Annotated in this window: 14 protein-coding genes and 1 riboswitch; of the genes, 10 read left to right on the forward strand and 4 right to left on the reverse strand. The window is 63.3% G+C overall.

Going from position 1 to position 21,012, the window contains the following annotated elements:
- The first annotated feature begins 271 nt into the window (after nucleotides 1-271).
- Nucleotides 272-5,161 (forward strand): S8 family serine peptidase, encoded by a 4,890-nt coding sequence (locus H6678_10825; protein MCB9474292.1) that lies wholly within the window; start codon nucleotides 272-274, stop codon nucleotides 5,159-5,161.
- A gap of 281 nt (nucleotides 5,162-5,442) precedes the next feature.
- On the opposite strand, the gene H6678_10830 is transcribed toward H6678_10825, so the two are convergent.
- Genes H6678_10830 through H6678_10845 form a run of 4 tightly spaced genes read right to left on the reverse strand, consistent with a single transcriptional unit; the run spans nucleotide 5,443 to nucleotide 8,808 of the window.
- Nucleotides 5,443-6,930 (reverse strand): ATP-dependent DNA helicase RecQ, encoded by a 1,488-nt coding sequence (locus H6678_10830; GenBank protein MCB9474293.1) that lies wholly within the window; start codon nucleotides 6,928-6,930, stop codon nucleotides 5,443-5,445.
- A complete protein-coding gene (locus tag H6678_10835; protein ID MCB9474294.1) occupies nucleotides 6,927-7,091 on the reverse strand; it encodes a SlyX family protein in 165 nt (54 codons plus the stop codon). The genes H6678_10830 and H6678_10835 overlap by 4 nt, the downstream gene beginning before the upstream one ends.
- Complete coding sequence (locus H6678_10840) at nucleotides 7,088-7,996, reverse strand: patatin-like phospholipase family protein (GenBank protein MCB9474295.1); 909 nt, start codon at nucleotides 7,994-7,996, stop codon at nucleotides 7,088-7,090. The genes H6678_10835 and H6678_10840 overlap by 4 nt, the downstream gene beginning before the upstream one ends.
- Nucleotides 7,993-8,808: a DUF2797 domain-containing protein gene (locus H6678_10845; protein ID MCB9474296.1), complete on the reverse strand. Its 816-nt coding sequence runs from the start codon at nucleotides 8,806-8,808 to the stop codon at nucleotides 7,993-7,995. Before H6678_10845 ends, H6678_10840 begins: the two co-directional genes overlap by 4 nt.
- A 526-nt stretch (nucleotides 8,809-9,334) precedes the next feature.
- Nucleotides 9,335-9,460, forward strand: a riboswitch (FMN riboswitch).
- A gap of 362 nt (nucleotides 9,461-9,822) precedes the next feature.
- Here H6678_10845 and ribD point away from each other — a divergent pair.
- From ribD to H6678_10890, 9 genes are all read left to right on the forward strand, one after another.
- Nucleotides 9,823-10,878, forward strand: a complete 1,056-nt coding sequence (ribD, locus tag H6678_10850; GenBank protein MCB9474297.1) for a bifunctional diaminohydroxyphosphoribosylaminopyrimidine deaminase/5-amino-6-(5-phosphoribosylamino)uracil reductase RibD — start codon at nucleotides 9,823-9,825, stop codon at nucleotides 10,876-10,878.
- Between the two features lie 12 nt (nucleotides 10,879-10,890).
- A complete protein-coding gene (locus H6678_10855; GenBank protein ID MCB9474298.1) occupies nucleotides 10,891-11,547 on the forward strand; it encodes a riboflavin synthase in 657 nt (218 codons plus the stop codon).
- Between the two features lie 94 nt (nucleotides 11,548-11,641).
- Nucleotides 11,642-12,868, forward strand: coding sequence for a bifunctional 3,4-dihydroxy-2-butanone-4-phosphate synthase/GTP cyclohydrolase II (locus tag H6678_10860; GenBank protein MCB9474299.1), 1,227 nt, complete (start codon nucleotides 11,642-11,644; stop codon nucleotides 12,866-12,868).
- A gap of 87 nt (nucleotides 12,869-12,955) precedes the next feature.
- Complete coding sequence (locus tag H6678_10865; GenBank protein ID MCB9474300.1) at nucleotides 12,956-13,417, forward strand: 6,7-dimethyl-8-ribityllumazine synthase; 462 nt, start codon at nucleotides 12,956-12,958, stop codon at nucleotides 13,415-13,417.
- 50 nt (nucleotides 13,418-13,467) lie between these two features.
- Nucleotides 13,468-15,870 (forward strand): T9SS type A sorting domain-containing protein, encoded by a 2,403-nt coding sequence (locus tag H6678_10870; protein ID MCB9474301.1) that lies wholly within the window; start codon nucleotides 13,468-13,470, stop codon nucleotides 15,868-15,870.
- A 60-nt stretch (nucleotides 15,871-15,930) separates the two neighbouring features.
- The gene (gene recN / locus H6678_10875) at nucleotides 15,931-17,562 is read left to right on the forward strand and encodes a DNA repair protein RecN (GenBank protein MCB9474302.1); all 1,632 of its coding nucleotides are present in this window, start codon (nucleotides 15,931-15,933) and stop codon (nucleotides 17,560-17,562) included.
- Nucleotides 17,563-17,904: 342 nt separating this feature from the next.
- Nucleotides 17,905-18,891: a T9SS type A sorting domain-containing protein gene (locus tag H6678_10880; GenBank protein ID MCB9474303.1), complete on the forward strand. Its 987-nt coding sequence runs from the start codon at nucleotides 17,905-17,907 to the stop codon at nucleotides 18,889-18,891.
- A gap of 369 nt (nucleotides 18,892-19,260) precedes the next feature.
- Nucleotides 19,261-20,007, forward strand: coding sequence for a class I SAM-dependent methyltransferase (locus H6678_10885; GenBank protein ID MCB9474304.1), 747 nt, complete (start codon nucleotides 19,261-19,263; stop codon nucleotides 20,005-20,007).
- Nucleotides 20,008-20,137: 130 nt separating this feature from the next.
- A complete protein-coding gene (locus tag H6678_10890) occupies nucleotides 20,138-20,947 on the forward strand; it encodes an ion transporter (GenBank protein MCB9474305.1) in 810 nt (269 codons plus the stop codon).
- Nucleotides 20,948-21,012 lie beyond the last annotated feature (65 nt).

A 21,012-nucleotide genomic window follows, 5' to 3' on the forward strand; every position in this document is an offset into this window, starting at 1 on the left:
ACCAGACGCCTTCAAATGGACATGCACAAGTAGTTCGCTTTTCCGCTCACCCTGAAGAACGCGCAGCCAGACATCGATCGTCCGTTTCAAATCATTGTTATTGTTTATCATGGCCTCGGCGGAGACTTGTTGGCCAGGTTTCGGGAATGTTTGCTGCTCCTATTTTTTTGTTTGCTTGAAGCCAAGGCTTCGCCATCCTGATAGCGTCGACCCAGCCTACAAGATTCACACACTGTCGCTTTTCCCATAACCTGTTCAACGAGGAGGCGTAATGTTTCGTCCAGCAACCCGTTTGGGCCTGTTGTTCACCGCTGCCTGTCTGGCTCCGGTGCTGCACGCAGGCACCATCTCGGAAGATCTGCGCTCCGATCTCTCCAGCCTGAAGCCAGGCGAGACGGTCAGTGCCCTGATCAGCATGTCCGAGCAGTATCCGGTGGAGTCCGTGGATTGGGACCTGCACTACCAGCAGGTCTCCCGCCAGGTCCGCCACGAGAAGGTCGTGAGCGAGCTGCGTGATCTGGCCGAGGTGACTCAGGCCGATCTGCAGGGCTGGCTCAAATCACAGGAGAACACCCCCGACCTGGCGTCATGGCAATCCTTCTGGATCACCAACGCTGTCCAGGTGGTGGGTACCCGCGAGCTGATCGAGCAGATCGCCCGTCGCAGCGATGTCGGCCAGGTCAACAAGGACTACCGCATCGAGAACGAAGAGCCGATCATTCTGCCGACCAAGCCGGGTGAGGTTCCGCCCAGCCGTTACGCCGCTCCCGGACTGTCCGCCATCGGTGCTCCCGATGTGTGGGCTCTGGGTTACACGGGTGCCGGTACTCTGGTCTGCAACATCGACACGGGTGTGGACGGCAACCACAGCGCTCTCTCCTCCCGCTGGCGCGGCAACAGCGCCCCCGCTGCCGAGTGCTTCTACGATCCCGTCAACAGCACCAGTTTTCCCTATGACTCCGGCCAGCACGGCACGCATACCATGGGAACCATCACCGGCATGTCCACGACCACCGGTGACACCACGGGTGTGGCCTTCGGTGCCCAGTGGATCTGCGCGGCCACCATCGACCATCCCGGCGGTGGCGGCATTGGCGGTACCATCACCCTGGCGCTGCAGTCCTTCCAGTGGGCCGTTGATCCCGACAACAACCCCGGCACCCTGGCCGATGTGCCCGACGTGATCAGCAACTCCTGGGGCATTCCCCAGGGCACGCTGCCCCAGTGCGACCAGACCTACTGGAACGCCATTGACGCCTGCGAAGCCGCCGGTACCGCCGTCGTGTTCGCCGCTGGCAACGAAGGCACCTCCGGTCTGCGCAGCCCCTCGGCTCGCGCCACCAGCATCTACTCCACCTTCGCCATCGGCGCGTTGGATGTGTCCGACCCCAACAACCCCTTCGTGGCTTCCTTCTCCAGCCGTGGACCCTCGCTGTGCAGCGCGGATCCCGTTCTGCAGATCAAGCCTGAAGTGTCCGCCCCCGGCGTGAACGTGTACAGCTCGATTCCCGGCGGTGGTTACAGCTCGTCCTGGAGCGGCACCTCGATGGCCACTCCCCATGTGGCCGGCGTGATTTCCCTGATGCGCTCCGCCAACCCCAACCTGGACGTGATCACGATCAAGCAGATCATCATGGACACGGGCACGGATTTCAGCGGCAGCGGTGACAACAACGATTCCGGTCACGGCATGATCGACGCCCTGGCCTGCGTGCTGTCCAGCATCAACGGCTATGGCAGCGTGTCCGGTGTGGTCACCGGCAACGGGTCGCCGATTCCCGCCACGGTCAGTGTGCAGGGCAGCCCCCAGATGGTCACCTGCGACGTCAACGGCAACTATTCCATGGGCCTGCCCGGCGACACCAACTACGTGCTGGAGTACAGCTACTTCGGTTATGTGACGGGTACCGCCAACATTTCGATCGTGGGCGATGCCGACGTGATCCAGAACATCGACCTGGCCGCCGCCAGCTCGGTGACCCTGTCCGGAACGGTATTCGATCCCGGAAGCCTGCCCTTCGAAGGTGCCGTGCTGACGGTACTGAACACACCTCTGGCACCGGCCGTGTCCGATGTCAACGGGTTCTATTCCATCAACTTGCCCGACGGCGCGACCTACGATGTGCACGCCACCGGCGCAGGCCTTGGCGAGCAGACCCAGACCGTGGCCGTGAGTGGCAACACCACGCTGGACTTCAACCTGCCCAGCGATCCCCGCTTCTCGCCCTCCGATCCCGACAACTACGGCTACCGCATCTACGACTCCAACGATGGAGCCGGCGCGCCCGTGCACGTCTGGAGCAGCATTTCCGGTACCGGTACGCCGGTTGCCCTCAGCGATGACAGCTTCGCTGCCGTGGCCGTGCCCTTCGCCTTCAATTTCTATGGCGCGACCTTCAACGACATCGCCGTGTGCTCCAATGGGTACGTGACCGCCGGTTCGGTCAACGGATCCAGCTCCCTGGGCAACGGCGCCATTCCCGGATCCGGTACTCCCAACAATGCCGTCTATGGCATCTGGGACGACCTCAATCCCGGCGCCGGTGGTGCGGTCTACAGTGAATACCGCGCTGGCACCGGCGAATTCGTGGTCGAGTACAGCAATGTGCCCTACTTCGGTGATGCCAACACGGTCGATTTCCAGATCATCCTGCGTGACCCGGCCGTGTGGCCCACGATCAGCGGCGATGCCCAGTGGCTGGTCCACTACAACAGCGGCACCCGCGGATCCAGCACCACCGGTATCGAGAACCTGGCTGGCGACGACGCCGTGGAGTACGTGGTTGATCTGAACTACGATGTGCATTCCAGCGAGATCGCCGCCGGACTGAGCCTGCTGATCACCACCATGACCGGTGACACCGGTACTCTGGAAGGCACGATCACCGAGGCCGGCAGTGGCGATCCCATCGTGGGTGCCACGGTCACCGCCGGTGCCAGTTCCGTGATGACGGATGGCAGCGGTTTCTACAGCATGGTTCTGGGTGTGGGTACCTACGATGTGGATGCCAGTGCCTTCGGCTATGTGGCCAACTCCGTGACCAACGTCAATGTGACCGTGGATGCCACCACGACCGTTGACATCGCACTGACGGCCATGCCCACCGCGATCTTGAGTGGTACGGTCTTCGACCAGAATTCCGTGCCCTTCGACGGCGCCACGGTGACCGTGCTGGGCAGCCCTTACGCTCCCGTGGTCACCTCCGGTGGTGGTCTGTACAGCATCGAAGTGCTGGACAACACCTCCTGGTCCGTGCAGGCCGTCGGTGGTGGCGAAGGCAGCCAGACCCTGCCCGTCACGATGAGTGGCAACACGGTGTTGAACTTCACCCTGCCCGGTGATCCCATGTTCTCGCCCTCGGACCCCGACAACTACGGCTATCGGATCTTCGACAGCAACGACGGTACCGGCGCCCCGGTCTACTCCTGGAACAGCATTTCCGGCATTGGAACCCAGCTCACCTTGACGGATGACAGCTATTCCGAGCAGACGACCCCGTTCTCGTACAACTTCTACGGCAACACCTTCAGCTCGATTTCGGTGTGCTCGAATGGTTACATCGTGCCGGGCGTGGGTTACACCACGTACAGCAACGTCGAGATTCCCAGTGTGGGTACTCCCAACGGCGCGGTCTATGGAACCTGGGATGACATGAATCCCAGCGCGGGCGGAACGGTCTGGGTGATGTACAGTGCCGCCCATGGCGGGTACGTGATCGAGTTTGACGGCGTGTTCTTCTACGGAACCACCACCCCGATGTATATGCAGTTCGTGATTCTGGACCCCAGTCTGTTCCCGACGCCCACGGGTGACGCGGCCTTCCTGATTCATTACAACACGGAAGATCGTCTGAGCTCCACCATCGGTATCGAAGACGGCACGGGTACCGACGGCGTGCAGTACGGATTCAATGGTGTCTACGACATCACCTCCTCGCCGATCGCCGGTGGCTCCATCAGCCTGCTGATCACCACCAACCCCTTCGGCATGGAATCCGGCGAAGACACCTTTGCCCCCAACATCGCGCATACGGGTCTGGGCAATACGTCCAATACCGCAGGACCCTACACCGTGAATGCCAACATCACTGATGCGTCCGGGATCGCCAGCGCGACCCTCGAGTATCGCGTGAACGGTGGTGCCTGGAATCAGGTGGCCATGAGCCCGGCCCGTGTCGCCTACACCGGTGACATCCCCGGTCCCCGCTCCTATGGTGATGTGATCGACTATCACATCACGGCCGTGGATGCCAGCGACAACGGCAACAGCGCGACGACCCCGGATTACACCTTCAATGTGGTGGACTACGGACCCGTCTTCTGCGACGATTTCGAGACCAATGACCTGGCTGGCTGGACCGTGGAGACCTACGATCCCCTGGGCAGCTCCTGGACCACCGAGGACTACGGTGATCCCCAGTTCTTCACGGCTTACATTTCCTTCAGCTCCCCGGACCAGGTGGACCATTCCGCCCTGATCTCGCCCCCCGTCGATTGCAGTGGAATGACCGTCGTGGACCTGAGCTTCTGGCACTTCCTCCGCATGGGGTATACCGGTGCCTACACCGATGCCTATGTGCGTGCGTCGACCGACGGTGGTGTGACCTTCGACCATCTGATCGCCGAGTGGCATGCCAACCTCGAGCCGGTGGAGATCACCATCGAGGGCAACGAGCTCTTCGACATCAGTTCCTTCGCTGCCGGTCAGAGTGACGTGCGCATCATGTTCGAGTTCGAGGATGTGTACGACTGGTACTGGTATGTCGATGACATGTGCATTTCCGGTGGTGGTGGCGGTGGTGCGCTGGATGCCCCCGTGGTCGCTGCCAGCTACACCTTGGTCGGCAATCAGGTGACCCTGAGCTGGGATCCTGTGGCCGGTGCGGACAGCTATGACATCTACAGTGCGACGGCCGGCTACGGTCCCTGGAGCTTCATGTCCAACACGGCTGGAACCACCTACAACACCAACGCGGTGTCCGGTGGACATTACTACGAGGTCGTGGCCAAGACCGCTGCCGTGGCCTCGAGCAGTGTGCCTGTGGATCCGTATCGCAACCGGGTCTACCTTGACCTGCCCGGCAAGACCCCCGCTCCGCTGAGCAGCACGGTCAAGCGCACCCTCTCCAACGGAGTGGTGAGCGACACCTACCTGAAGTAGAGCAAGTCTCACGTTTGCAAAAGGGCCTGTCCGGCAACGGACAGGCCCTTTCTTTCATTGGCTGGCAAGATCAGGTATGTACACAGAAGCGTCATCCCCACGCACTACCAGAACACAGTCATTCCCGCGCAAGCGGGAACCCCGAGTGGTTACACCTGGGGCAGGTCTTCACTCACCCATGGTTCCATCCATGCGATGCTTGCACTTTTGTTGCATCGACTGTGTGGAATGCAAGTGTGCGGTATCGCCTCGGGATCCCCGCCTGCGCGGGGAAGACGGTTCTACTGTGGTTCGCGGGAGTCGCACGCATCACAATTTCCGCAGGGAGGATCTTCGAAGCCGAAGTAGGCGTGCAGGAACTGGCGGCGACAGCTTTCGAGGCGGATCCAGGTCACCAGTTGGTGCAGACGCTGCTGGTCGCGCAGTTTCTTGCGCTTGCGGGCGGCCTCGTCGAAGAGCGAGTCGGCGAAGTCACCACCCAGATCCTCGGTGCAGCACAGGGTGCGGGCTGCCAGATCTCCTTCGGTGACGCCGTGGCGGTCCAGCAGATTCAGGGCGGTTTCCAGCCGGAAGTCGCTGCGGTTCCTGTGACTCAACTGAGCACGCAGCCATTCCAGCCCGTTTGAATTCACTTCCTCGGGGGACTCGCTCAGCAGGTGCAGCAGGCGATCCAGATAGTCGCCGGAAGGATTGGCCCAGTCGATGAAGTCCATCTGGATCAGCAGGTCCTGCTCGTCGTAGAGCAGCACACAGGTGGCGGGCAGGCCATCGCGGCCCGCGCGCCCGGTTTCCTGGGCGTAGGATTCCAGGCTGCCCGGCAGCTCGGCATGCACGATCAGGCCGATGTCTTCCTTGTCGATGCCCATTCCAAAGGCATTGGTGGCCAGCACCACGGGCACCCGTCCTTCCATGAAGGCTTCCTGTACGCGCTTGCGGGGACCGGCGTCCATTCGTCCGTGGTAACACAGGTGCTCCACTCCAGCCTCGGCCAGTTCCGCCGAGAAGCGTTCCAGAGTCCGTATCAGGCTGAAGTAGACGATCGCACTGCCGCGAGCGGTGTCCAGTCGTTCACGGATCCGCTGCAACTTTTCACCATCACCGTGGCAGAGTGTCACCTCCAGGCGCAGGTTGGGGCGTTCCACGCCTTCGTGGAACACGCGCACCTCCGCAGGGTTCAGATCACACTGGGCGAGGATGTCTTCCTGCACCCGGGGAGTGGCGGTGGCGGTCAGCAGAATGGTGGGCGGACTGCCCATGAGCCGGCGGAACTCCCCGATGCGCGTGTAATCGGGACGGAAATCGTGCCCCCACTCGCTCACGCAGTGGGCTTCGTCAATGGCCAGCAGGCGCACACGGCGCTCGCTCAGCACCTCCAGGAACTCCTGTTTGCGGAAGCGTTCGGGAGTGACATAGAGGATGCAGTACTGCCCTGACCGCAATTGCTGTTGGCGGCGTTCGCGCTCGGCACGGCCCAGGGAGCTGTTGATGAATCCGGCATCCACTCCAATGGCACGCAGTCCATCGACCTGATCCTTCATCAAGGCGATCAGCGGAGAAATGACCAGACAGAGCCCGCCCGTAGCCACTGCCGGCAACTGGTAACACAGGCTCTTGCCCATGCCCGTGGGCATCAGCACCAGGCTGTGCTGCCCTGCCAGGCTGCGCTCGATGATCTGGGCCTGACTGTTGCGGAAGCTGGAGTGACCGAACACCCGCTGCAGGATCTCAAGGGTCTTTGCGGGGGATGCCCCGTCCGGGCTCGTGTTCAGTCTTTGTCTCCCGCCAGCGCGTCCTTCAGGGTGCGTTCGAGTTTCTCGATGCGCTGCTCCTGATCCACGGTGGCTTCATTCAGTTTCTGCAACAGGCGCTCGAGCCAGGCCAGTTTGGTCTCCAGGGCTTCAAGCTCTTCGCGTGTCGGGTTCTCGCTCATGGCGCGTCCTCCTTGACCGGGAATGACTCCGCGGATCCGCTGTCCGCCGCGTCGGGAACGCTGACGGCTGGAAACGCGGTATTCGCAAGCAGTTCACGAATGCGGGGAAGGGCTTCCAGGGCCGCCTTGCGCCCGGCGGCTTCGGCTTCCTGCACCTGGCCGAAGTCCTGAAAGTCCAGGCCCTCCAGTTCCGGGCGGATCAGCACATCGGCCTGAGTGGCCCGGGCGGCCACATTGTGCATCTGGATGATGAAATAGGCCTGGCGCATCACATCGAAGGGCGAGCCGATGTCCGCGGGCAGCAGGGGATGGCTCACATCCACGGCCACCACGATCAGAGCGCCCGCATCCCGGGCGCTGAGAATGGGCACTTCGTCCACCAGCCCGCCATCCACCAGTTCCCGCCCGGCGATGGTCACCGGTTGGTACAGCCCGGGAATGGTCGCCGAGGCCAGCATGGCGTCAATCAGGTTGCCGTGGTCCAGCATCACCCGGTCGCCCGTATACAGATCGGTGGCCACCGCGATCAGGGGTACCGGCAGGTTCTGGATCTCCAGGCCACCCAGGCGGCGGTCCAGGCGGCGGCGCACCTTCTTCCATTCAAAGAAGCCGCGCTTGCCCAGTTTCCAGTCGAGCAGCTTGAACAGATTCAGCTCGCTGGCTTCCATCCGGATCGAGTCCAGCGGCATGCCCGCACACCAGTAACCACCGACGATGCTGCCCATTGAGGCACCGGTGACCAGATCGGGCACGATGCCCTCTTCTTCCAGCACCGCCAGCACGCCCAGATGAGCATAACCCAGCGCGGCTCCTCCGCCCAGAGCCAGTGCCAGACGGGGTCTTTCGGCGGCCTGGATTCCCAGCGCCAGCAGGAGGATCAGAAGTGCGGAGACGCGCTGGATCACAGTTCCTCCAGAATCACACCATGACCGCTGTGGCTGCGGATGTTGATCACGCCCGCATCGAAGAGCAGGTACTGGCCCTTGATGGCCATCAGGGTGCCTTCGAGCACGGGAGTCTTGCCCAGATTGTAGCTGCGCACCTTGGAGGGCCAGCCCAGCGAAGGATACTCGAACTCGTGAACCACGCGCTCGGGAAGCACACGATCGACAAATTCGGCCGGAATCATTTCGATCACGCGCGAGACCTCGCTCTCGATGTCCAGATCGGGGACCTCGTTCTTGAGCATGCGCTGCCAGTTGGTGCGGTCATTGAGGTGTGCGCTGAGGGCCTTTTCCAGCCGCCCCACCGAGAAACGGTCCTCGACCAGAGCCACGGGCACGGCCCGGCTGGCACCCTGGTCGATCCAGCGATGGGGCACGTTCACCTGACGTGTGATGCCCACTTTCAGCGCACTGGAAATGGCCACATACAGGAAGTGGGGCTGAAAACAGTGGCGCTCGCCCCAGGCCGGGTCGCGGCAGGGATCGTCGGGCTTGTGGAAGTGGCACAGTTCGGGTCGCACGATGCAGATGTCGTTCTGGGGCAGACTGCGGAAGCAGTTCCAGCAGGCGCCTTCCCCGAAGAACTTGGGCGTGGACTTGCCGCAGCAGACACAACGCAGTCCGCCCTCGGCTTTCAGGCGCAGGCGACGCCCCAGCAGCGGATTCAGCTCCAGCTCGAGCCCGGGATCAAAGGCATCGCGCAGGCGATACCCCACGGGCTGGCTGTGTTGCACGGGCATCTTCTTCAGGGTTCCCTGCCAGAGCAGGCTCATGGGGCCTCCGGAAGTGGGGTGAGCGGTCGATGACTGCCGAAGATAGCCGCTGCGGTCTTGGGATGCGAGAATCCCGCAGAAGCCTGCGAGCCTGATGCACCGCATGTCAAGCCGGCCCGACACCCATGCGCCCGATCAAGGGTTTGCGCCTCCAGCATCCCTACACTAGCTTCCGTGCGCGAGTTCCGAAGGGCAACTCCGAAACATTTGCCCCGGATCCCGGTTCACCCTCCAGTCGGCCCCGCCGACCCAGTTTCCCTCCGTGGTTCACCATGGGAGAAGTGGATGATGGCCAGGAGTTTCCGCGCAGAAAAACCCGCAAGACGTCCGGTCGCCCCCGGTGACCGAGACGCTGGTAGCAGAAGATTTTGACACAGGCCCGGAGTTTCCGCGCAGCGGAAACTCCGAAGGCATCCGGTCGGCTTCGCCGACCGAGATGCCCACGACGAGAGATTTGGTTTCAGGCCCGGAGTTTTCGCGCAGCGAAAACTCCGAAGGCATCCGGTCGGCTTCGCCGACCGAGATGCCCGTTCCTCGGGGCAGGGTGAAATTCCCAATCGGCGGTGACAGCCCGCGACTCCCTGCTGCGGCGGGGACTGATCCTGTGAAACTCAGGGGCCGACGGTGACAGTCCGGATGGAAGAGGAACGGCACCGACCGCAGCAGGGAGTCTGTCGGACTTGTGTGCTTGCGTCTTGTCACGCCCACATGGTTCACATTTTTCGCCCCTTTCTTGCCGGTAGTCCCGCTACAGGCTGCGAAATGGACAAGAAATCTGGCCTCATGTGAACGCGATATCCGTCATGGCCCCCAAGTCCGGCAGAATCCTGGGCGATCCAGACGCCAGGACATCCCAAGGATGTGCTGGCCGGGGGTCGCCCGCCAGCGCTCCGACTTTTCCGTCAGTGCTGGGACTGCGGCACGACCGCTTCCCGCCCTCCGACCCCGACCCAGTTCCAGAGCGCCCGACGGATCGGGCATCGTCTGTTTCATGAGGTCGTCATGGAATCCCGCATGCATCGTTGCCTCGAGCTGGCCGCACAGGGCCGGGGCAGAGTCCATCCCAATCCGCTGGTGGGAGCCGTGCTGCTTGATGGCGAGCAGGTCATCGCCGAAGGCTGGCACCACGGACTGGGTCTGGCCCACGCCGAAGCGGACTGCCTGAAGGACATTCCCGACGGCGGCGCGGCAGGCATGACGCTGGTGGTCAATCTGGAACCCTGCAGCCACCACGGTCGCACTCCTCCCTGCTGCGAACTGCTGGTGCGCAAGGGCGTCCGGCGCGTGGTCTGCGGCATGGTGGACCCGGACCCGCGAGTCAGCGGTCGCGGCATCGCCTGGCTGCGTGAACACGGTGTCGAGGTGCAGGTGGGCGTGCTCGAGCAGAACTGCCGCGCCTTCAACGCCAACTTCGTGACCGCCAAGACCAAGCTGCGTCCCCGGGTCGTCCTGAAATGGGCCCAGAGCCTGGACGGACGCATCGCGCTCAACCGTGGCCGCCCCACTCCCGTGACCGGTCCCGAAAGCCAGCGCGAAGTGCACCGCCTGCGTACACGCCTGCCGGCCCTGCTGATCGGACTGGGCACCGCCGTCGCCGATGACCCCATGCTGACCGTGCGCGAGGCCGAAGGCCCCAATCCCCTGCGTGTGATCCTGGACGCCCACGCCCGCCTGCCGCTCGATTCGCGTCTGGTGCGCAGCGCGCGCGAACTGGGCTTGCTGGTGCTGTGTGGCACAGAGGCTCCGGAAGACAGTGTGAGCCGTCTGGAGCAGCAGGGGGTGCGCGTGATCCGCCTGGCCCTGCAGGATGGCTTGCTGCCCTTGCCGCGCGTGCTGGAGACCCTGCATGGGCTGGGTCTGAACGGTGTGCTCGTGGAAGGTGGTGCCACCGTGCTGCGCATGTTCCTTGAACAGGGACTGCTGGACGAAGCCTGGTGCCTGATTGCCCCGCGCATTTTCGGACGCGGCCTGGAAGCCTTTCACGGACTGGACCTGCCCCGGGGTTTCGAGATCATCGACCAGCGTCGCCATGGGGCTGACTGCTGGTTGCGCCTGCGTCCCATCGGCTGAGGAGTGCCCGCCATGTTCACCGGGATCGTTGAAGAAACGGGCGTGCTCGCCTCCAGTACGGTCGAGGGCCAGGGCCGTCGGCTGGTGATCTCGGCCGCGCGTGTGCTCGAAGGATTGAAGATCGAGGACAGCATCGCGGTGAATGGTGTATGTCTCACGGTGGTCCGAATCGACGGTCAGCAGTTTCAGCTGCAGGCCGTGGCCGAGACACTGGCCAAGACCAGCCTGGGCAACCTGCGAACGGGGTCGAAGGTGAATCTTGAGCGCGCTCTGACGCCCAGCACACGCATTGGCGGGCACTATGTCCAGGGGCACGTGGACTGCGTGGGGCGGCTGGCGGCGATCCGCGCCGAACACCCGGGCAAGCGTTTCGTGCTCGAGTTTCCCCGCGAGTATTCACGCTACGTGGCCCGCACCGGCAGCATCGCCATCGAGGGTGTGAGCCTGACCGTGGCCGCGACCACTGCCGGCAGCGCGGAGATCGCGCTGATTCCCCACACGCTCGACAACACCACTCTGGGAGCTCTGCGGGCCGGGGACCCGGTGAACCTTGAATTCGATTGCCTGGCCAAGTATGTGGAACAACTGCTGCTGCACGGCCTGGAGCCTGCGGGCAGGGCCGCCGGTGGCTCGCTCAGTGAGCAGCGCCTGCGCGAGCTGGGATACTGATCTGTCCAGCAGGCTGGACACGCCATTGCGCGGCGGCGTCGACTGTCCGCGTTTCCGGGAACCTCGGGTGTTCCCGAACATAGATGAGGGTTGGATGACGAACACACCCAGGAAAGCCGACGGAGAACGGCCCTTCGACAGCATCGACAGTGCGATCGAGGCCATCCAGCGCGGCGAGATCGTGATCGTGGTGGACGACGAGGACCGCGAGAACGAAGGCGATTTCATCATGGCGGCCGAAAAGGCCACCCCGGAGAAGATCAACTTCATGGCCAAGTACGGCCGGGGCATGATCTGTGTGGCCCTGAACAAGGACCGCTGCAAGGAGCTGGAGCTGGTGGAAATGGTGCCGGCCAACACGAGCCTGCATCACACCAACTTCACCGTCAGCGTGGACGCGGTCAGCGGCACCACCACGGGCATCAGCGCGGCGGACCGTTCGCGGACCATCGCGGTGATGATGGATCCCGCCAGCAAACCCACGGATCTGGCACGCCCGGGACACATCCACCCGCTGATCGCGGTCTATGGCGGTGTGCTGCGCCGGGCCGGACATACCGAGGCCTCGGTGGACCTCTCGCAACTGGCGGGCTTTGCCCCGGGCGGAGTGCTCTGCGAGATCATGAACGACGATGGCACGATGGCGCGGGTGCCCGATCTGGTGCAGGTGAAACACACCTTCGGGCTCAAGATGATCACCATCAAGGACCTGATCCACTATCGCAGCATGACCGAGAGTCAGGTCATCGCGCGAACCGTGGTGAAACTGCCCACGGACTGGGGCGTGTTCACGCTGCATCATTTCTATTCGCCCGTGGACAAGCGCGATCACCTGGCTCTGGTCAAGGGTACCATTGACGATGGTGAACCGGTGCTGGTGCGCGTGCACAGCGAATGTCTCACCGGCGACATCTTCCATTCCCGGCGCTGCGACTGCGGGGGCCAGCTGGATGCCGCGATGCGGATGATCGCGCATGAGGGACGCGGAGTGCTGGTCTACATGCGCCAGGAAGGCCGCGGCATTGGCCTGGCCAACAAGCTGAAGGCCTACGCCCTGCAGGACGAGGGGGCCGACACGGTGGAAGCCAACGAGGCCCTGGGATTTCCGCCGGACCTGCGCCACTACGGCATTGGCGCCCAGATTCTCAACGAACTGGGTGTGCGGCGCTTGAAACTGATCACCAACAACCCGCGCAAGATCGTGGGACTGCAGGGCTTCGAACTGGAAGTGGTGGAACGGGTCTCCCTGGAACTGCCGCCCAACGAGGACAACGCCCGTTACCTGGAAACCAAGCGCTCCAAACTGGGACACATGTTCTAGGTATCCGTCGGACCTGTGTTCAACCGGCCGGCAACACCGGCCTTCGCCCGGGAAGCGTGCGCTTTCCGCCCAATCCGCGAGGACATCATGCAAACCCTTGAAGGTCAGCTGAGCGCCCAGGGGCGCCGTTTCGCCATCGTGCTGGCCCGCTTCAACGACCTCATCGGCTCGCGCCTGCTGGATGCGGCCCTCGATTGCATCACACGCCATGGTGGAGATGCGGACAGCGTGACCCTGGTCCGCGTGCCCGGTGCCTTCGAGATTCCACTGGCGGCCCGCCTGCTGGCCGACAAGGGAGGAGTCGACGCGATCATCTGCCTGGGTGCCGTGATCCGGGGCAGCACTCCCCATTTCGACTATGTGGCCGGAGAAGTCAGCAAGGGCATTGCCCAGGTCATGCTGGACAGCCGGATTCCGGTGTCCTTTGGCGTGCTCACCACCGATTCGATCGAGCAGGCGGTGGAACGCGCGGGCACCAAGTCCGGCAACAAGGGCTGGGATGCTGCGTTGGCCGCGATTGAAATGGCCGACCTGGCCAGCCGGATCTGACCCGGGCCCGCATCGCCCCCGGTGATGCCCCAACTGGAAACGCTGCTCTCATGACCGATTCCCCCACCCGTGCGCTCCGCGAAGGCCGGCAAACTGTCTCACGGCTGCTGATCGCAGCCTGTCTGCTGCTGTCACTGCCCACTGCCCACGCCGCCGTGACCTGGGAACACCTGGCCGATTACACGGATGCCGGCGAACTGTGCAGCGTGGAAGGGCAGCTCTTCGGAGCGTCCAATCGCGGTGGATTTTCCTTCGATCCGGACACGGACCGCTGGCAGCACTTCTCGATCACCGGTCACATGGTCAGTCTGGAGCAGAGTCAGGTCACCGGCGATGGCGCGGGCTGGGTCTTCTGGGCCGGCTCCGATGCCAGCATTTCCGCCTGTTCCGCGGACGGCAGCCAGTGGTCCCGGGGGTTCCTGGAGTTTCGAGACCATCCACAGATCATTTCCGTGCTGGATCTGTCGGGCCGGGATGGCCGCGTGATCGCCTGCCACCAGAACGGCCTGACCATTTTCCACTATGCAGCGGAGAGCGACGAGTTTCTGGTGGAGAGCAATCTGCACCAGTTCGGTTCTCTGCCGGCCGGGGCCGTGCCCTACGCCGCGCTCAGCGACGGCAGCCTGCTGCATGTGATCACGGGCGCAGGATTCGCGCATGCCCCGGGCTGGAACGGCACCCTGGGCAGTTTTGCCACACAGGCCCTGCCCGAAGGCATGGGGCCGCTCGAGAAGGCCTGGCTGGTGGACACGGGCACGGGGCTCTGGGCATTTCTCACCGACAGCCAGGGACAGTCGCGCCGACTGAGCTGGAACACGGATACCTGGGTCGAGGCCGATGCTCCCCAGGGAACCGTGCTGGCGGCCGCCGGAGGAGAGGGACTGCTGGCCTGGAGCGAGAGAGGCGGCTGGTTGCATTTCCAGGACGGTAGCGGCCATCACTCGCGCAACGAAAGCCAGGAGTGCCGTGCCGTCAGCGTGTATGATGGCCTGCTCTGGTACTCGCTGGCTCCCGATGAGCAGCCCGGGCGCCTGCGGTTGCTGGACCCCGCTTTTCCGGACAATGCGGAGTATCACACACCGAATGTGCCGGGCGCCGAGGGCTTCGTGGATCTGGACCTGGCTCCCGATGGCAGTCTCTGGCTGGCCGGTGTGGCCGAGGAGAGCGGACGCAACGGCCTGTATCACCTGACGGAGGATGGCTGGGTCGGTCACCGTTTCGGCTTCGATCGGCTGGGCCAGTACCCCACCAGCCTGCTCTGTGACCAGCAGGGAGGCATCTGGGTGGGCACCTGGGGGCGGGGCCTGCTCCATTTCCGGGAAGGGCAGGATACACTCAGTTATCGCAACGGCTCGGCGGACAACCAGAAGGTCTATGGTTTCCTGAGCAACGAGGCGGACTTCGAGCTGGTCAGCGACGTCACTGAAGACAGCCAGGGCAACATCTGGTTCGTGAATCACCGGGCCTGGGTCGATTCCTTTCTGGTGGTGATTCCGGCGGCCTGGCACAACGATCACAGCACGGGTTTTCACCGGCACTATTATGAACGGCATGTGGCGGGCGACCGGGACAGTTATCCCTGGTTCGTCTCCGCGCCCGACCCGCGCGAGATCTGGGTTGGGGTGGGCGGCAAGGAAACCGGTGACACGGACAAGACCATGGCCCAGTATCGGCCGTCCTCGAATTCCAGCCTGTCATCATTGCGGGACTGGCGCGAAACTCTGGTGACCCTCTCCGATGCACGCTACAACTTCGGCTATGCCGATGGCGAGTCTTCGGGCCTGATCACGGGCCTGTCCAGTGATCGCGATGGCACCGTCTGGGTCAGCACCGAAAACGGCATCTATTACAGTTCGCTGTTCAATACCAGCCCCGAGAGTTTCAGCCGGATCCAGTTCGTGCCCGGCCTGATTTCCGAGACCGCTTCGACAATCACCACGGATGTGCGCGGCCGGGTCTGGATCGCCTCGGATCGGGGACTGAACATCTACGACCCACTGGCCATCGCCTTCTCGGAGCCGGAGTGGGTCAATGAGTTCAATCGCCTGATCTCGGGCCAGCAGGGTCTGAGCATCAACCGGGTGCTGGCCGATCCTGAAAGCGGCTGGCTGTATCTGGCCACCAACATGGGCCTGTTCCGCGCCAATACTCCCGTGCGCGATCACGGCGAGCAGCCCGCGGACGACACGGTCGTGTATCCCAACCCGTTCCATCCAGAGCGGGACGGACGCCTGTCGATTTCCTCACCCAGTCTGGCCAACGCGGGGGATACCAAGGTCTCGGTCTTCGATCTGGGCGGAAGGCTGATCCGCCGACTGACCCTGAGCCAGGCCGAAGAAGGCTGGGACGGGCGGGATCGCAACGGCGACCTGGTACCCACCGGAGTGTACATGGTGCTGGTGTCAACCTCCTCGGGCAGTGGCAGCGGCAAGGTGGCCGTGATCCGCGACTGAGTCTCCGGACGCAGCAGACACAATCTCCCCGGCAGCGCCGGGCCATTTCCCTGGAAGAGCATGCTGGACCGTCTGTCCATTCGCGATTTCGCCCTCATCGGTCAGCTGGAGCTTGAGTTTCCCGCCGGTTTCACCGCCATCACGGGTGAGACGGGTGCAGGCAAGTCCATGCTGCTGGCCGCCGTGGCCGCCTGCCTGGGCGAGCGCGTCTCGCGCGACGCATTGCGCGAAGGCACTCAGGGCGGCACGGGAAGTGGCGCGCGGGTGGCCTGTGTGTTCACCACGCCACAGGGTGAGTGTCGCGTCGAGCGCGACCTGCGTGACGACGGACGCAGTCGCTACCTGCTGAACGGAGAGGCGTCCAACCAGAAGCAGGTCAAGGCTTTGGCTCCCACCCTGCTGGACCTTCACAGCCAGCGCGACCAGACGCGCCTGCTGGATGCCGTGCAACACGCGGCCCTGCTGGATTCGCTGCCCGCGGTGGAACCGGTGCGCGCGCGGCACACCCACTGCTGGCAGGCCTGGGAGACGGCCCGGGACGCTCATGCGACACTGCTGCGCCAGCGCGAACGTGATCGCGAGCTGCGCGACCTGTGGACCTATCAGCTGGAAGAACTGGATACGCTTGCGGCCCGCCCGGGCGAGGATGTGGCCCTGGCCGAGGAGCAGAGCGCGCTCTCCCATGTGGAAGAAGTGAAACAGGGTGCCTGGCAGTCCGCCGACAGTCTGTGGGAGAACGAGGACAACATTCATGCGCGCCTGGCCGAGATCGTCACTCAATTGCGTCAGCTGGCCCGATGGGACAAGCGCCTGCAGCCCAGCATTGCCCAGCTGGATGAATGTCTGGTGCTGATCGAGGAGGCGGGGCGCAGCCTGGCGGATCATGCGGAAAGCGTGGAGCTGGACCCCGAGCGCCTCGCCGTGGTCCGCGAGCGTCTGGCCGTGATGGACAAACTGATACGCAAGTACGGGGGCAGCCTGGACGCCCTGCTGGCCGAACAGGAGCGCCTGTCACACAGGCTTTCGGAACAGGGTGATCCCGAGCAGCGCCTGCAGGAAGCCGAGCAGGCCCTGACCCGAGCGGGCCGTGACCTGGATGCAGCCGCCGCTGGCCTGAGCGAGGCACGGACCGCGGGAGCCGACTGGCTCTGCACGCGCATCAATCCCCTGCTGTTCGAGCTGGGCATCGAAGGCCGCGGTCTCAGCGTGGTCATGGAACCGGCTGCCGAACACGATCCGCTGGGCGCGGAGCGCCCGCGTTTTCTGGCCGCCACCAACCCGGACAGCCAACCGGCTCCCCTCGAGGAGATCGCCAGCGGGGGAGAACTTTCGCGCATCATGCTGGCCCTGCGCACCGTGCTCAGCGAGCACCACGAAGGGCACTGCCTGCTCTTCGACGAGATCGATACGGGCATCTCGGGTCGCGCCGCTCTGGCAGTGGCACGCCGGATCCGTGAACTGGCCACGCGCCATCAGGTGATCTGCATCACCCACCTGCCCCAGATCGCTGCCGCTGCCGAACACCACCTGGGTGTCGAAAAGGAGTGGGACGGCCAGCGCACGCGCATCACGGCCCGCTGGCTGGACGAGAACGGCCGCCTGGATCACATCGCCCAACTCCAGTCCGGCCACACCGGCCCCCCCGAACGCGCCGCCGCCCGCCGCCTCCGCGAGCAGTTGCAAACGACCTGACATCCTTGCTCTGCAACAACATGATTTCACGACGATGCCTTGCGACGTAGCTTCCAGCCGGGCCCGATGAAGCGCAGCGCAATCCGGGTAACTCACACTGAATTCTTCCGTAACAGGACCCCCCCTGCGGGCATTCGGATGCTGAATGCGTTGTTTGGGGTGACCCGGATTGCGCTGCGCTTATCCGGGCTACGATGTCTGGCAAGTTCAAGGATCTTGCAGCTGCCAATTCTTTCGTTGGCGGTGCGGGTGTCAGATGGTTACTTCGATCACACACGGCAAATCACCAGCAGTATCGAATGAACCACGCCAGGGTGTAGGGTTCAGCATTGGGGGCGCGACATGAATCGACGGCAGTTCTTCAAGGGGTTGGGCGTGGCGGGGGTGAGCAGCCTGTTGCCCTTGCCCGTGATGCGGACCGTGCTGGCCAAGTCGGGAGGGCGGGAGACCGATACCTGCTGGCTCACGCCGCAGGAGACCGCGGGGCCGTTCTACTTCAACGCCAACCTGATACGCGAAGACATTCGCACGGATGTGGACACGGGCGTATACCATGACGGATTGCCCCTGCGCATGAACATCAGCGTGGTGGACGAAGACTGCACTCCAATTCCCGATGTGATCGTGGATGTGTGGCATGCCGACAAGGACGGCCTCTACAGTGGGTACGTCCAGCAGGGCGGCAGCACCGTGGGACAGGACTTCATGCGTGGGATCCAGCTCACCGACTCGGCGGGCAACTGTTCCTTCATCACGAGTTATCCCGGCTGGTATCCCGGTCGGGCCAACCATGTGCATTTCAAGGTGCGCCTGGACAGCACGACCTACGTCACCTCGCAGTTCGCCTTTCCTGATGCGGTGAACGACGAAGTGCATGTGACACCCCTGTATGCCGCGCGAGGGGTGAATCCGACCACCAACAGCCTGGATTCCATCTTCCAGAGTCCCGAGCCCGAGCATGAACTGATGGACGTTGTCAGTGACGGAGATGGCGGGTATACGGGAAGCTACACCATCGGCATCGCGGGGGCCACAGCCGTGCTCCGCGAGGCAGAATACACTCCGGACCGCTTCTGGCTGAAGCCCAACTACCCCAACCCCTTCAACCCCTCGACCACCCTGGTCTTCAACTTGCCCACCTCCAGCACCGTGCGTCTGGTCGTGTTCGACCTGGCGGGCCGCGAGGTGGCACGACTGGCCGAAGGACAGCTGCCCGCTGGCGAGCACCGCCGCACCTTCGACGGCAGCGGCCTGCCCAGCGGCTTCTATTTCTGCAAGCTGGTCGCCGGCACCTTCAGCGACATGCAGGAAATGCTGCTGGTGAAATGATATGAGACGGTTTATGTCTCGACCTAGTCTGCCGACGTGGCTTCAGGCCGGGCCCGGCTGGAAGCTACGGTGGGAGGTTACGGCGGGGGGCGGAGTGGGGGGCGATTGAATCCCCGGGTCAATCAGTCGGGCCTGCATTTCTGGCTTTCCAAGTGCCTGACAAGTGCGATTATTGGCGCGTCCCCCAAGGATGTCTTTCGACCATGACGACCAACCCCCTGCCCGGGTCGGGTGAAATCCCGAAAGAATCCAGATTTCGATTCTATCCTGTGCCGACCGAGGCTGTCTGATGCCCCGGATCCTTCCTGGTTCGATCGTCCGTATACAGAATGGCCGGTTGCCAAGGTTCTGGAAACATCCGGAGGATGGATGAGCCCCCCCGTGCCCATGCCGATCACCTTTCAGCCCAACATCTATGGAAAAGTCCAGAACCTGCTGCCCGAAGGGGCGGGGCGTCGAGCCCTGGATGTGGGAGCCGGTCACGGCCACTTCAGCCACAAGCTGCAGGAACGCGGCTATCAGGTGGATGCATGTGATTTTCTGCCCGAACTCTTCCAATGCCCCACGATTCCTTTCCGCAGGGCCAACCTGAACGAGAGCCTGCCCTACGAGGACAATCAGTTCGACCTGGTGGTGAGCATCGAGGTGGTGGAGCACATCGAGAACCACTTCACCTTCATGAGCGAATTGCTGCGTGTGGCCAGGCCCGGGGCCGTGATCATCGTGACCACTCCCAATGTGCTCAGCCTGTCCTCGCGCTGGCATCACTTCCTCTACGGGTACTGCGACTGCGCGCCGGTGCCGCTGGATCCGGGCATGGAGGCGTACTTCATGCAGCACATCAACCCCATCAGCCTGCCCCAGTTGATCTTTCACGCGGAACGCTTCGGGGGCGAGGTGGTCGGCGTGGCCACCAACCGTTACCGCAAGGGCTCGCTGCTGTTCATGCCCATCCTCTATCCACTGCTGGCCCTTTCCCTGCGTCGCAAGCTGCTCGGTCGCAAATACCGGGAAAAGGAAGGCCTGCACCGTCGCCACCTGCGCTGGATGTGCACCCGGGCCAATCTGCTGGGACGTATCACGATCCTCCAGGTGCGCAAGCGCGACCTGAGCTGACGGATTCCTGTCGGCCTTCTGCCTCCATCTTGCCAGATTCACGCGTCGCAGGCTGCGCGCATTCCTGCGGCAGGCACTCGCTGCGAGCAAGGCAAAGAGGAGGTGGATCGTGCCCGAAAGACCCGATCCGCTGCGTCCACCCGCTGGACGCGCGGCCTGGCGGAACACACTGCACACCGTGATTTTCGGCCACGAGACCCGCGGAGGCAAAGCCTTCGACCTGGTGCTGATCGTGACCATCCTGCTCAGTGTGCTGGCGATGATGCTGGATTCCGTCAGTTCCATCCGCGAGAACTACGGGAGCCAGCTGCTCCTGCTGGAGTGGATCTTCACCGGATTGTTCACGCTGGAGTATCTGGTGCGGCTGGTCTGTGCCCCGCGCGCAGCAGGTTATGCCCGCAGTTTCTTCGGTCTGGTTGATCTCGCCTCGATTCTGCCCACCTACCTCAGTCTGGTGCTTCCGGGTACCCAGTATCTGCAGATCATCCGCATCCTGCGTGTGCTGAGAGTGTTTCGGGTCCTGAAGCTGGCCGAGTACATCGGGGAAGCGGATGTGCTGATGGTGGCCATCCGCAACAGCCGCCGCAAGCTTTCGATCTTCATCGCCACCGTCTTCACCATCGCGGTATTCCTGGGTGCCGCGATGTATGTGGTGGAAGGCAGCACCCACGGGTTCACCAGCATTCCCCAGTCGATCTACTGGACCATCGTCACCATCACCACCGTGGGTTATGGGGACATCGCCCCGCAGACTCCTCTGGGCCAGAGCCTGGCGTCGGTGATCATGTTGCTGGGCTATGCCATCGTGGCGGTTCCCACGGGCATTGTTACCGTGGAGCTGGGCCGGAGCCGGGCCGCAAGGCGTGCCTGCCCGGGCTGCTCCTCGAGCGATCACGAACAGGATGCCAGATATTGCAAACTGTGCGGCAGCCCACTTTGACCGTTCTCCGACACACTCTCCGGGTTGGCCGCTTCCGGCCATGAAACACCTGGGTCCAGTGGCCG

The sequence above is a fragment of the Candidatus Delongbacteria bacterium genome (assembly GCA_020634015.1).
Taxonomy (GTDB): Bacteria; CAIWAD01; CAIWAD01; order CAIWAD01; family CAIWAD01; genus JACKCN01.